Source organism: Janthinobacterium lividum (assembly GCF_011601275.1).
GTDB classification, from domain to species: domain Bacteria; phylum Pseudomonadota; class Gammaproteobacteria; order Burkholderiales; family Burkholderiaceae_D; genus Janthinobacterium; species Janthinobacterium lividum_E.
Map to the genome: position 1 here is coordinate 257256 of NZ_JAAOLY010000003.1, position 12470 is coordinate 269725.

10 protein-coding genes are annotated in these 12470 nt (G+C 62.6%); 7 read left to right on the forward strand and 3 right to left on the reverse strand.

Annotation, left to right across the window (positions count from 1 at the left end; genetic code table 11):
* Positions 1-250: 250 nt before the first annotated feature.
* Together metE and GYK42_RS06450 are read left to right on the forward strand one after the other, a co-directional pair.
* Complete coding sequence (gene metE / locus GYK42_RS06445) at positions 251-2539, forward strand: 5-methyltetrahydropteroyltriglutamate--homocysteine S-methyltransferase (RefSeq protein ID WP_166446799.1); 2289 nt, start codon at positions 251-253, stop codon at positions 2537-2539.
* Between the two features lie 248 nt (positions 2540-2787).
* Positions 2788-3282 (forward strand): hypothetical protein, encoded by a 495-nt coding sequence (locus GYK42_RS06450; protein WP_166446800.1) that lies wholly within the window; start codon positions 2788-2790, stop codon positions 3280-3282.
* A 43-nt stretch (positions 3283-3325) separates the two neighbouring features.
* Here GYK42_RS06450 and GYK42_RS06455 read toward each other — a convergent pair whose 3' ends face one another.
* Complete coding sequence (locus GYK42_RS06455) at positions 3326-3514, reverse strand: hypothetical protein (RefSeq protein WP_046684175.1); 189 nt, start codon at positions 3512-3514, stop codon at positions 3326-3328.
* Positions 3515-3647: 133 nt separating this feature from the next.
* On the opposite strand from GYK42_RS06455, the gene GYK42_RS06460 reads away from it, so the two are divergent.
* Positions 3648-4766 (forward strand): transketolase-like TK C-terminal-containing protein, encoded by a 1119-nt coding sequence (locus GYK42_RS06460; protein ID WP_166446801.1) that lies wholly within the window; start codon positions 3648-3650, stop codon positions 4764-4766.
* On the opposite strand, the gene GYK42_RS06465 is transcribed toward GYK42_RS06460, so the two are convergent.
* On the reverse strand, positions 4751-5230 hold the full coding sequence (locus tag GYK42_RS06465) for a MarR family winged helix-turn-helix transcriptional regulator (RefSeq protein WP_166446802.1): 480 nt from the start codon (positions 5228-5230) through the stop codon (positions 4751-4753). The genes GYK42_RS06460 and GYK42_RS06465 overlap by 16 nt on opposite strands.
* A 131-nt stretch (positions 5231-5361) precedes the next feature.
* Here GYK42_RS06465 and aceE point away from each other — a divergent pair, with 131 nt between their 5' ends.
* From aceE to GYK42_RS06480, 3 genes are all read left to right on the forward strand, one after another.
* Positions 5362-8037, forward strand: a complete 2676-nt coding sequence (aceE, locus tag GYK42_RS06470; RefSeq protein WP_166446803.1) for a pyruvate dehydrogenase (acetyl-transferring), homodimeric type — start codon at positions 5362-5364, stop codon at positions 8035-8037.
* A 17-nt stretch (positions 8038-8054) separates the two neighbouring features.
* Positions 8055-8675 carry a glutathione transferase GstA gene (gene gstA / locus GYK42_RS06475; protein ID WP_166446804.1) on the forward strand — a complete coding sequence of 207 codons (621 nt, stop codon included), beginning with the start codon at positions 8055-8057 and terminating at the stop codon, positions 8673-8675.
* A 230-nt stretch (positions 8676-8905) separates the two neighbouring features.
* Complete coding sequence (locus GYK42_RS06480; protein WP_166446805.1) at positions 8906-10495, forward strand: aspartate:alanine exchanger family transporter; 1590 nt, start codon at positions 8906-8908, stop codon at positions 10493-10495.
* A gap of 12 nt (positions 10496-10507) precedes the next feature.
* On the opposite strand, the gene GYK42_RS06485 is transcribed toward GYK42_RS06480, so the two are convergent.
* Entirely contained in the window at positions 10508-11716 is a 1209-nt protein-coding gene (locus GYK42_RS06485; RefSeq protein WP_166446806.1) for an MFS transporter, read from the reverse strand.
* 156 nt (positions 11717-11872) lie between these two features.
* Here GYK42_RS06485 and GYK42_RS06490 point away from each other — a divergent pair, with 156 nt between their 5' ends.
* Entirely contained in the window at positions 11873-12460 is a 588-nt protein-coding gene (locus tag GYK42_RS06490) for a TetR/AcrR family transcriptional regulator (RefSeq protein ID WP_166446807.1), read from the forward strand.
* Positions 12461-12470: the final 10 nt, after the last annotated feature.

Here is a 12470-nt window from a genome sequence, read left to right on the forward strand (position 1 = left end):
ATATTGATGAATCATATTTCTATCATCACAACATGCAATTGGCTTGATATGCTGCGATGCGGCATCATGCATCTGTCTCCTCTACTTCCTCACAGGAATTAGATTCAGCCCGCTCCCGCAGCGGGCTTTTTTTTGCCCGTGCCCGCCTGCTTTTCTATGAATATTATTAATGGATGTATGAAGTTTTACCATTATTTTTCATGAATGAAAGCCTTTATGATGATTCCATACTTCATCAGGAGGCACGACCATGACCGTTACGACACACAATTTGGGCTACCCGCGCATCGGCGCCAAACGCGAACTGAAATTTTCCCTGGAAGACTACTGGAAGGGCAACAGCACCTTGGCCGCGCTGGAAGGCCAGGGCGCCGAACTGCGCCAGCGCCACTGGCAAGAGCAGAGCGGGCTGGCCCTGGCGCCCGTGGGCGACTTTTCCTTCTATGACCAGGTGCTGGACCTGAGTTTTACCCTGGGTAACTTGCCACAACGCGTGCGCGGCCTGGAAGGCGCGGCGCTTGATAACTATTTTCGGGTGGCCCGTGGCCGCTCGGCCGGCGACAGCGATTGCAGCTGCGTCCACGCCGGCGAAATGACGAAATGGTTCGACACCAATTATCACTACATCGTGCCTGAATTTTCGGCCGGGACGCAATTCAAGCTCGACAGCAGCCGTTTGCTGCAGCAACTGGCGCAAGCGCGCCAATTGAACGTTAAAGCCAAGCCCGTGCTGATCGGCCCTGTCACCTATCTGTGGCTGGGCAAGGCCAAGGATGATTCTTATAAGCTGGCGCTGCTGCAAGGCTTGCTGCCCGTCTACGTGCAATTGCTGGAGGAACTGGCGGCCCAGGGCGTGGAGTGGGTGCAAATCGACGAACCGATCCTCGTCACGGAACTGGACAGCGCCTGGCAGCAGGCGCTGGTCACGGCCTATGATGCCTTGAGCAAGGCCAACAACGTCAAATTGCTGCTGGCCACGTATTTCGGCAAGCTGCAAGACAACTTGGCACTGGCGTGCAGGCTGCCTGTGCAAGGCTTGCATCTTGACGCCATCAATGCCCGCGAGGAAGTGGCGCAGGTGATTGCCCGGTTGCCCGCCACCAGCGTGCTGTCGCTGGGTGTCGTAAATGGCCGCAATATCTGGAAGACGGATTTGAATGCAGTGCTGGCATGGCTGGAACCCGTGCACGCCAGCCTGCAATCGCGGCTGTGGATCGCCCCGTCATGCTCCTTGCTGCACGTGCCCGTCGACCTGGCCAGCGAGCAAAAGCTCGATGCCGAGATCCAGTCCTGGCTGGCCTTTGCCCGTCAAAAGCTTGATGAAGTGCACACGATTGCCGGCGCACTGAACCAGGGCCGCGCTTCCGTGCAAGCCGCGCTGGACGCCAATCAGGCGGCTGTGCAAGCGCGCCGCCAGTCGCCGCGCGTGCACAATCCGGCAGTGAAAGCGGCCGTGGCCCGCATCGACGCCAGCCTGGGCCAGCGTGCCGGCGGCTATGCCGAGCGTGCCGCCAAGCAAGCTGCGCTGTTGCAACTGCCCGCGTACCCGACGACAACCATCGGCTCTTTCCCGCAGACTGCGGAAATCCGCCAGGCCCGCAGCCAGTTCCGCAGCGGCCAGCTCGATGAAGCCAGCTATAAAAAACTGATGCAGGCGGAAATCGCCCATTGCGTCCAGGAACAGGAAGCGCTGGGTCTGGACGTCTTCGTGCACGGCGAGGCGGAACGCAATGACATGGTGGAATATTTCGGCGAACAGCTCGACGGCTATACCTTCAGCCAGTTCGGCTGGGTGCAATCGTACGGTTCGCGCTGCGTGAAGCCGCCTATTTTGTTCGGCGACATCAGCCGCCCGCGCGCCATGACGGTCGAGTGGAGCACCTACGCCCAGTCGCTGACGAACAAGCCGATGAAAGGCATGCTGACGGGCCCCGTCACCATCCTGAACTGGTCTTTCGTGCGCGATGACCAGCCCCGTTCCGTGTCGTGCCACCAGCTGGCGTTGGCCATCCGCGCCGAGGTGCAGGACCTGGAACGGGCCGGCATCCGCGTGATCCAGATCGACGAGGCGGCGCTGCGCGAAGGCTTGCCGCTGCGCAAATCCCAGTGGGCCGAGTACCTGCGCTGGGCCGTGGAATCGTTCCGCATCACGGCCAATGGCGTGGCCGATGAAACGCAGATCCACACGCACATGTGCTATTCGGAATTTAACGACATCATCGCGCAGATCGCCGGTATGGATGCGGACGTCATCACGATTGAAACCTCGCGCTCCGACATGGAATTGCTGGACGCCTTCGATGACTTCAACTATCCGAACGACATCGGTCCTGGCGTCTACGACATCCACTCGCCCAACATTCCTGGCCAGGAACAGATGGTCAAGCTGATGCGCAAGGCGGCCGAGCGCATTCCCGCGCAGCGCCTGTGGGTCAATCCCGATTGCGGCCTGAAGACGCGCGGCTGGAAAGAAGTGATACCCGCGCTGGCCAACATGGTGGCGGCAGCGAAAACCTTGCGCGGCGACACCGTGGCGTAACGATGGCAAGGGCAGGGGAGGCCGCTATGGCTGAAACGTGGCCGAGATATAGAACAATCGTATTTCTGTCATCACAACATGCAATTGGATAATGATGCTGCGATGCGGCATCATGCACTTGTCTCCTCTACTTCCTCCAAGGAAATAGATTCAGCCCGCTTCCGTAGCGGGCTTTTTTTTGCCTGTTTTCATGGCCGCATCCATTAATATAGATTTGTTTAAGCATAAACATACAAGGAGACAAGTTGATGATGCCTTTGTTTCGCGCCGCCGGCATGCTGGCGCTGATGGCGCTCGGCGCCTGTTCGGCGGAGAGGCACCCGCTTGACCACCATTTGTCCCAATTGCGTCCGGTCACGGTCGCAGCGCTGCCTGATATGGGGTGGCCGCCCGGCGCGATGCTGTGCCCGATGGGCATTTATCAGAGCGAGCTGAGCGACTCGGCGCCTCATGCGGATCGCGTTAACGCGTTCCTGAAGCAAAACAAATTTCTGGGTGAGGAAGGTCTTTGGTCGCTGATCGTCGTCAAACCGATGTCCGAAGGGGGCGCAGGTATCGAGCAATTGCTTTTCAAGCGCGGCGACTATGACGTGATCAATGATCCGCAACTTATCGCGCGCGATGCGGAAACGGTGCCAAAGGGGTTTGCGCCGCACGCTTGCGTCACCGTGGAACAAGCCCGCGTGCTGGTGACGCGTGAACAAAGATCGCATCGAAAGCTCATCATTTTTGGAACGAGCTAGGTCCGCTTCCGTCGCGGTTTTTGCCCACGTCGTACGTGGTGCGCTACAGCACATTCGCCGCTACGGCGGAACTGTAGTTGCGCGCCAGCGCCGCGATGATGGCGGCCATTGCCTGCGGGTTGTCCGTGCCGCCGAAATGCGCGGCATACAGGCGCTTGGCCGCCTCGACTTGCGCATTCGTCAGTTTCACGGCATAGGCCATGCGCACGGTTTCAGGATTGTTCAGCGTCATTTTTCACCTCGAAGACAGGATTTCACTTGGCTCGCGCACTTGTACGCGCAAAGAATTGCAACTACAATAATTGCATTTGCAATCGTATAGGCAATATCTGCCTTGCGCAAGCATTGTTGCGACAGGAGCCTGCATGCATTCTTCCCCTTTACTTCCCCTACCGCCATTGGACGTGGCGCGCGACACCGTCCAGGCCTGCCTGGCCGCGCTGGCGGCACCGCCAGCGTTGCCGTTGCGGCAGGTTTCGCCACGCCGGGCGCTGGGCGCCATGGCGGGCAGCTTGCAGACGGGGCCAGGTGCGGTGAACGCCATCAGCGTCGTGCGCGCGGAAGTGATGCAGCAGTCTGACGATGCCTGGAATGTGACGGCGTCCGCCAGTGCCTGGCCGCTGCGCTATGGCGCCGACAAACCGCTGCTGTATCTGTGCCGTCCCGCTTCGGTTCAGGCATTGTGTGGCGTACTGGTCGATGCTTGCGAGCGTGGCATCGTCTGCAGCGATGCGGAAACGCAAGCCTCGTGCTGGCCGAAAGGCGTGCAGCCCGCGCTGCCCGCCTGGCTGGCCGCGCAGCACAATTGCACGCCGTTCGACCCGGCCACGGGCGAGGAAGTGCGCGCCATCCTGCGCTCGGCACTGGAAACGCTGTATCTGGAACAGCAGCCAGGTTATTACTACCTGGCCATACATGACGAAGGTGCGGATGAAGATGCGGACGAAGGTGCGGATACGGATACGGATGCGGTGGCGGCGCCCTTGTCGGCCGCCGATGCGGCAGCGGCCAGCCTGGGCATGTATCGCGTGTCGCCGCCGGATCCGGCGCCATGCCGGGTGCGTCTGTGCGGAGCGGGAACGATGCTGGCCGTCGTTGCCGATGCGGCCCGCTTGCTCAAGGACGACTGGGATATCGCCGCGCAAGTGTGGAGTTGCCCCAGCTACACGCGCCTGGCGCGCGATGCGCAGGCGGCGGAGCAGTGGAACCTGCGTCACCCGCGCGCCGTCCCAAGGTTGGCCCATGTGCGGCGCTGCCTCGATGACAGCGCCGCGCCCGTCATCGCCGTCACCGGCTATGGGCAGCACATCGCGGGCCAGATTGGCGGCTACGTGCGCGGGCGTTTCATCGCCGTCGGTGCTGACGCCATGATGGAGGTCAGCGCGCCATGGCTGGCCGTCACGGCCTTGAAAGCCCTGGCCGACGATGGCGCGCTGCCCCTGCAGTTCGTCGATTACGCGCTGCGGCGCTACGCCTTGCTCTGAGCGGCGTTGCGTGCAGCCTCGGCGGCGCGCGCGAGGGCGGCGCTGAAGTCCTGCTGCTCGCCGCTGTCAAAGTGCGCGAGGAACAGGTCGGCCACTGTTGCCTGGTAGACGGCCCACATCTTCTTGCGCAGGATTTTCCCGTCTTCCGTGATGGAAACGAAGGCGGCGCGCCCGTCTTCCATCGAGCGCGTGCGCGTCACCAGCCGGTCCGTTTCCAGCTTGTCCACCAGGCGCGTCAGGTTGTAGCGCTCGATGGCCAGAGCGTCGGCCAGTTCATGCATGCGGCGCGAACCGTCCTGTCCGCTTTCGAGGCCCCACAGCACGTCATACCACGCATACACGGGCAAGCCGGCCGCGGCGAGGCGGCGCTCGATTTCGCGGATCATCAAACGGTGCGTACGCACGAACGAGAACCACAGGTCGGGCGCAGGGGCCGGGCCAATTTCAGGTGCAGTTTCAGACATCGTATTCCTCCAGATCGATCACAGTTGCAAATGCAATTATAGCGCTATACAATGCCCGTCATAACGATTGCAAATGCAATGATTGCATAGGCAATTATTCGCGTATCGATTTCCCAACCCAGGAGACTGCCATGACCACATCCCTCGCTGTGCCCGATATTGACCCGCAGGAAACCAAAGAATGGCTGGAGGCGATGCAGGCCGTCGTCGCGGTGGAAGGGCGCCCGCGCGCCCATTATTTGCTTGACCAGCTCGTCGATTCCGATTCCGCGCAGCACGGCGGCATGCATGGCCGCGTCACCACCGCCTATACCAACAGCATCGCCCCCGAACGCCAGGGTGCGTATCCGGGCGACCTGGCCATCGAGCGCCGCCTGAACGCGTATATCCGCTGGAATGCGATGGTGATGGTCTTGCGCGCGGCCAAGCATTCGAACGTGGGCGGCCACATCGCCACCTACCAGTCGGCGGCCGTGCTGTACGACGTGGGTTTCGACCACTTCTTCCGTGGCCGCACGGACCAGTTCGCCGGCGACCTGGTCTACATCCAGGGCCATTCCGCGCCCGGCATCTATGGCCGCGCCTATCTGGAAGGCCGCATCACGCAAGCGCAGCTGGACAATTACCGCCGCGAAGCGGGGCGCGAGGGCTTGTCGTCGTATCCGCATCCCCGGCTGATGCCGGACTTCTGGCAATTTCCCACCGTCTCCATGGGACTGGGCCCGCTGACGGCGGCCTACCAGGCCCGTTTCATGCGCTACCTCGAGTACCGTGGCTTGAAGGAACACCAGGGCCGCAAGGTGTGGGCCTTCCTCGGCGATGGCGAGATGGACCAGCCCGAATCCCTGGCCGCCATTTCGCTGGGCGGACGCGAGCGCCTGGATAACCTGATCTTTGTCGTCAACTGCAACCTGCAGCGCCTTGACGGTCCCGTGCGCGGCAACAGCAAGGTCATCCAGGAACTGGAGGGTACGTTCCGTGCGGCCGGCTGGCACGTCATCAAGGTCATCTGGGGCAGCGGCTGGGATGCCCTGCTGGCGCGCGACACGAGTGGTTTGTTGCGTCAGCGCATGATGGAATGCGTGGACGGCGATTACCAGACCTTCAAATCGCAGAATGGCGCTTATGTGCGCGAGCATTTCTTTGGCAAGTATCCGGAACTGCTGGCGCTGGTGGCGCACATGTCGGACGACGACATCTGGAAGCTGACGCGCGGCGGCCATGACCCGGAGAAAGTCCATGCGGCCTACGCGGAAGCCATGCGCACGCCGGGCCGTCCCACCGTGATCCTGGCCAAGACCGTCAAGGGTTTCGGCATGGGCGAGGCGGGAGAAGGGCAGAACATCAACCATCAGCTGAAAAAGATGAGCGCCGACGCCGTGCGCGCGTTCCGCGACCGCTTCGCGCTGCCCGTCAGCGATGCCCAGCTGGAAGAGATGCCCTACCTGAAACCGGCGCCGGACAGCGAGGAAGGGCGCTATTTTGCCGCGCGCCGGGCGCAGCTGGGCGGCTACATTCCCGCCCGCATCGGCAAGGTGGCGCCCTTGCCGATACCGCCGCTGTCCACGTTCGCCACCCAGCTCAACGATAGCGGCGAGCGGGGCGCGTCCACCACCATGGCCTTTGTGCGCATCCTCGGCACCCTGCTGAAAGATGCCGCCTTGAGCAAGATCATCGTTCCCATCGTGCCGGACGAATCGCGCACGTTTGGCATGGAAGGCCTGTTCCGCCAGATCGGCATCCATTCCTGGCTGGGCCAGCTGTACACGCCGCAGGACGCCGGGCAGCTCAGCTATTACAAGGAAGCCAAGGATGGGCAGATCTTGCAGGAGGGCATCAATGAATCGGGCGCCATTTCTTCCTGGATCGCCGCCGGCACGTCGTACAGCAACCATGGCCTGGCCACCATTCCGTTCTACATCTTCTATTCGATGTTCGGCTTGCAGCGCGTGGGCGACCTGGCGTGGGCGGCGGCCGATGCCCGCACGCGCGGCTTTTTGCTGGGCGCCACGTCGGGCCGCACGACGCTGATGGGGGAAGGCTTGCAGCACGATGATGGCCACAGCCACGTGCTGTCGTCCGTGATTCCCAACTGCATCTCGTACGATCCCACCTATGCCTACGAGCTGGCCGTCATCATCCACGATGGCATGCGCCGCATGTTTGCCGAGCAAGAGGATATTTTCTATTACATCACCTTGCTCAACGAAAACTATCCGCACCCGGCCATGCCGGCAGGGGCCGAGGCGGGCATCCTGCAGGGCCTGTATCTGCTGCAGGAAAGTCCGGAAGCACTCATGGCAACCACGCCGCGCGTGCAGCTGATGGGCAGCGGGTCCATCCTGCGCGAGGTGTTGGCCGCCAGCGTGCTGCTGCAGCAGGATTTCGGCGTGGCGGCCGACGTGTGGAGCGCCACCAGCCTCACGGAAGTGCGGCGCGACGGCCTGGCCGTGCAGCGCTGGAACATGCTGCACCCGGACAGCGCGCCACGCGTGCCCTATATCGAGCAATGCCTGGCTGGCCGGCAAGGCCCAGTGGTGATCGCCACCGATTACATGAAGATCGTGGCCGACCAGGTGCGCCCCTTCGTGCACGACCGGCGCTTTGTCACCCTGGGTACGGATGGCTTTGGCCGCTCCGATACGCGCGAATCCTTGCGCACCTTCTTTGAAGTGGACCGCCATTTCATCGTGCTGGCAGCGCTGACGGCGCTGGCGGATGGAGGCGAGCTGCCACGCAGCAAGATTGGCGAAGCCATCGCCAAATACGGCATCGACGTGGAAAAACTGGATCCCGCGTCCGTGTAACTTTTCGAGGAGTGATCATGAAACTGTATTACGCAACGGGAACGTGTTCTTTGTCGCCGCACATCGTGGCCATCGAGGCGGGCATCGCGCTGGAACTGGAAAGAGTTGATATTCGCAAGATCCCGCGCGTCACGGAAACGGGCGCCGATTATGCGCGCATCAATCCGAATCTGTACGTGCCGGCGCTGGCGCTGGACGACGGTACCATCTTGCTGGAGGGCACGGCCATCGTGCAATACCTGGCCGATCTGGCGCCGGCCAGCGGTCTGGCGCCGCCGGCAGGAACCATGGCGCGCGTGCAGCTGCAGTCGTGGCTGGGTTTTATTGCCACCGAGTTGCACAAGGTGTTCAGTCCCTGGCTATTCCATCCGGAATACGGCGCGCAGGCGCAGGACGTGGCCCGCTCGCGCCTGGCTGCCCGCCTCGATTATGTGGAGCGGCAACTGGCGGCCGGCGGGCCGTATCTGCTGGGTGAGCGCTATTCCATCGCGGATGCCTATCTGTACACCATCCTCGGCTGGTCTGCGCACACCAAGGTGGACTTGTCGGCCTTCCCGCAAGTGAGGCGCTTGTTCGAGCGCGTCGGCGAGCGTCCCGCCGTGCGCCAGGCGTTGCGCGAGGAGGAGGGCAGATATTGATAAAACATATTTCTATCATCACAACATGCAATTGGATAGCTATGCTGCGATGCGGCATCATTCATTTGTCTCCTCTACTTCCGCATAGGAATTAGATTCAGCCCGCTCCCGCAGCGGGCTTTTTTTTGCCCGTTTTGTGGTGCAAAGCTGCGCACGCTTGCTTGTCATCATCGCCATCGTGTTGCTTTTGTGCATGTTAAACTGGGCCTTCCCCAGAATAAGGCTGCCCCATGCTTGAACTCTTCCGCCATACCCTGGAATCGTCGCCCATCCTCGCCCTGTTCCTCGTCATCGGCGCCGGTTATGCGCTGGGGCGCATCAGCGTGTTCGGCTTTTCGCTGGGCGTGGGCGGCGTGCTGTTCGCGGGGCTGGCGCTGGGCGCCTTTGCTCCCGGTTCCGTGCCGCCGCCGATGGTCGGCTCCATCGGCTTGCTGCTGTTCCTGTATGGCATCGGCGTGCAGTACGGCGTGCAATTTTTCGCGGGCTTGCGCGGCGCGGGACAGAAACACAATCTGATCGCCTTTGTCGCCGTCATGGGCGGCCTGGCCGTGTCCATCTGGGGCGGGCAGTGGATCGATATCTCGCTGCGCATGGCCAGCGGCGTGTTTGCCGGCGCCATGACCAGCACGGCCGCCCTGCAGGCGGCGCTGGAAGCGTCGCACGGCAATGGCGACGCGGCCGTCGGCTATGCCGTCGCGTATCCGTTCGGCGTCGTCGGCCCCATGCTGGGCCTGTACCTGGCCGGGCGCATACTAAAACCCGTGCTGACGCCGCCGCCGGCGCCCATTGTCGTCTCCGAAATCACCATCGACGCAGCCAAATTGGCGGGCGCGGCCCTGTCCGAACTGGCCGACGGCCCCCTGGCTGGCGTGCAAGTGATCGGCGTGCGCCAGGGCCACCAGAACCGCTTGCCCGACCCAAGCCTCGTGCTTGGCGTGGGCGACGCGCTGATGGTGTCGGGCACGGTGGCCGGTGTGGAAGCGGCGCGTACGGCGCTGGGCCATCTGGACCCGGGCCGCCTGATGAAGGACCGCGGCGATTTCGATGGCACGGAAGTGTTCGTGTCGGATGCGGAAATCGTCGGCGTGCCCCTGGGCGAGCTGAACCTGGCCAAGGATTTCCCCCTGCAGATCGCGTTCATCCGCCGCGGCGACGCCATGATCCTGCCGCACCCGTTCCTGACCCTGGAATTCGGCGACAGGGTGATGGCCATCGCGCCGGCGAAACATGCGGCCGACGTGCGCAAACTGTTCGGCAATTCCATCACGGCCACGGCCGAGTTCAGCTATGTGTCGCTGGGCATGGGCATGGTCTTGGGCGTGCTGCTGGGCCTCGTGCCTATCCCCTTGCCGTGGATAGGCTCGTTCAGCCTGGGCCTGGCCGGCGGGCCACTGGTGATGGCGCTGATTCTGGGCCGCCTGGGCCGAGTCGGCAAGATCAGCTGGCGCTTGCCGTTGTCGGCCAACCTGGTCATGCGCAACTATGGCTTGACGATTTTCCTCGCTTCCGTCGGCATGGCGTCCGGCTTGCCCTTCGTGCAGCAAGTGGGTGCCGACGGCTTGCCCATGCTGGCGCTCGGCGTCGTGACGGTGCTCGTGGTGGTCGCTCTCGTCGTGATTCTGGGCAAGGTATTCCTGCGCCTGCCGTTTCCCGAATTGCTCGGCATCGCGGCCGGCGCCACGGGCAACCCGGCCGTGCTGGTGTTCGCCAACCGCCTGGCCAAGTCGGACCGGCCTAACCTCGGCTACGCCATGATTTTCCCCAGCATGACCATCGTCAAGATCGTTGCCGTGCAAGTGCTGCTGCACTTGTATGGCTGACGGCGGCCAGCGTCAATCCCTTGCAGCGCCAGGGCGTTTGTTGGCTCCAGCAACGCTGATGCCAAATGACAGCAGCAAGGCGGCAGCGGCGAAGCCTGCGGCAAGCCACAGGTTGGCCGAGAGGCCCAGCCTGTCGACGGCCTGACCACCGGTCCACGCCCCGAGCGCGATGCCGATATTGAAGACGCCCACATACAGCGCGGCGACGATCTCCACGGCCCCGGGCGCCGCCTTCATCATCAAGGTCATCAGGCCGACAGATACACCGCCGTAGGCCAAGCCCCAGGCCAGCAGCACCGTGCCGCCGCCGATGCCGGAGCCGCCGACAGCGAGGAACAGCAGCGGCGTGAGCAGCAGGCCGCCCGAGATGGCGATGATGGTAGTCGCCGTGCGCCGCGCCGCAGCGACACCGGCCAGGAAGTTTCCAATGATGCCCGCGAAGCCATAGGCAAACAGCAGTGCGCCCAGCCATTGCGCATCGAAGCCCGACACGGACAGCAGTAGCGGGCGCACGAAGGTAAAGGCCATGAAATGGCTGGTCACCAGCAGCAAGGTCAGAAGCAGTCCCGCTTGCAACTGCCTGTTGCTCAACTGTTTGCCGAATTGTCGCAAGGTCGCCGAACCGGCAGCGGGCAGGGCGGGAATGACGGCCAGATGCAGCGCCAGGACCAGGCCGCTGAACAGCGCCATGACGCCGAAGGCCCAGCGCCATCCTGCGAGGTCGCCGATTTGGGCGCCTAGCGGCACGCCCAGCACGGAAGCGGCCGCCACGCCGCCGAAGATGACCGACGTTGCCAGGCCTACCGAGCGGGCTGGAACCAGGCGGGAAGCGAGGCCGCCGGCGATGGCCCAGATGCCGCCCATGCAAAAACCGACGAGTACCCGCGCCGCCAGCATCCACGCCATGTTCTGCGCCAGGGCCGAGGCAATGTTCGCGATCACCAGGAGTGTCAGCAAACCACAGAGAATCTTGCGCCTGTCCAGGCTTCCCGATGCAAGCACGACCAGCGGCGCGAACAAGGCCGCCAGCAATGCGGGCAGCGAGATCATCAGGCCGGCCGTTCCCGTGGAGGTGGTCAGGGTGTCGGCAATCGGCGTCAACAGGCCGACCGGGAGCATTTCCGTCGTCACGACGGAAAAGGTGGCCATGCCGACAGCGGTGACCGCCAGCCGGGGGTGGCGGACGGAAGTTTCTGCGGCAGCGCAAAAAGACGTACTCATGGTTCATATCCTTCATGTGATCAAGCGATAAACGGGTGTGCCCGCTTGCAACGGAGACACTCCGCAGCGATAATACATACATCGCGTATGAATAAAGTATATATACATACGAAGTGAATGTAAATAATCATACGCTGCGTATGTAAGGAGAAAGCAATGGTTCGCCGCACCCGTGTGGAAATGGAAGAAACCCGTGCCTCGTTGCTGGCCACCGCCCGCAAAGTGTTCAGCGAGCGCGGTTATGCCGACACGTCGATGGACGACCTCACCGCGCAGGCAGGGCTGACGCGTGGTGCGCTGTATCATCACTTCGGTGACAAGAAGGGCTTGCTGCTGGCGGTGGTGGAGCAGATCGACGCGGAAATGGATGGCCGCCTGCAAGCCATCTCCGACAGCGCCGCAGACCTGTGGGAAGGCTTTCGCCATCGCTGCCGTGCCTATCTGGAGATGGCCCTGGAACCGGAAATTCAGCGCATCGTGTTGCGCGATGCCAAGGCGGTCCTGGGCGGCGCTTCACCGGACTCGCAGCGCCATTGCCTCGAGTCGATGCAGGGGCTTATCCAGCAGCTGATTCACCAGGACATCGTGGCCGACGCTTGCCCGCAGGCATTGGCTTCGCTGATCTACGGCAGCCTGGCGGAAGCGGCGTTCTGGATCGCCGACGGCGACGAAGGCAATGCGCGCCTGGTAAAAGGAACTGCTGCATTGGAATTGCTGCTGCGGGGCTTGTTGCTTCAAAGGTAGTCGCGAAAAG

Excerpts from the sequence above, each read along its gene's own strand:
- GYK42_RS06490 (WP_166446807.1), top strand. The coding sequence starts at position 11,873 with ATGGTTCGCCGCACCCGTGTGGAAATGGAAGAAACCCGTGCCTCGTTG.
- GYK42_RS06450 (WP_166446800.1), top strand. The coding sequence starts at position 2,788 with ATGATGCCTTTGTTTCGCGCCGCCGGCATGCTGGCGCTGATGGCGCTC.
- metE (WP_166446799.1), top strand. The coding sequence starts at position 251 with ATGACCGTTACGACACACAATTTGGGCTACCCGCGCATCGGCGCCAAA.
- GYK42_RS06465 (WP_166446802.1), bottom strand. The coding sequence starts at position 5,230 with ATGTCTGAAACTGCACCTGAAATTGGCCCGGCCCCTGCGCCCGACCTG.
- GYK42_RS06455 (WP_046684175.1), bottom strand. The coding sequence starts at position 3,514 with ATGACGCTGAACAATCCTGAAACCGTGCGCATGGCCTATGCCGTGAAA.
- GYK42_RS06485 (WP_166446806.1), bottom strand. The coding sequence starts at position 11,716 with ATGAGTACGTCTTTTTGCGCTGCCGCAGAAACTTCCGTCCGCCACCCC.
- GYK42_RS06480 (WP_166446805.1), top strand. The coding sequence starts at position 8,906 with ATGCTTGAACTCTTCCGCCATACCCTGGAATCGTCGCCCATCCTCGCC.
- aceE (WP_166446803.1), top strand. The coding sequence starts at position 5,362 with ATGACCACATCCCTCGCTGTGCCCGATATTGACCCGCAGGAAACCAAA.
- GYK42_RS06460 (WP_166446801.1), top strand. The coding sequence starts at position 3,648 with ATGCATTCTTCCCCTTTACTTCCCCTACCGCCATTGGACGTGGCGCGC.
- gstA (WP_166446804.1), top strand. The coding sequence starts at position 8,055 with ATGAAACTGTATTACGCAACGGGAACGTGTTCTTTGTCGCCGCACATC.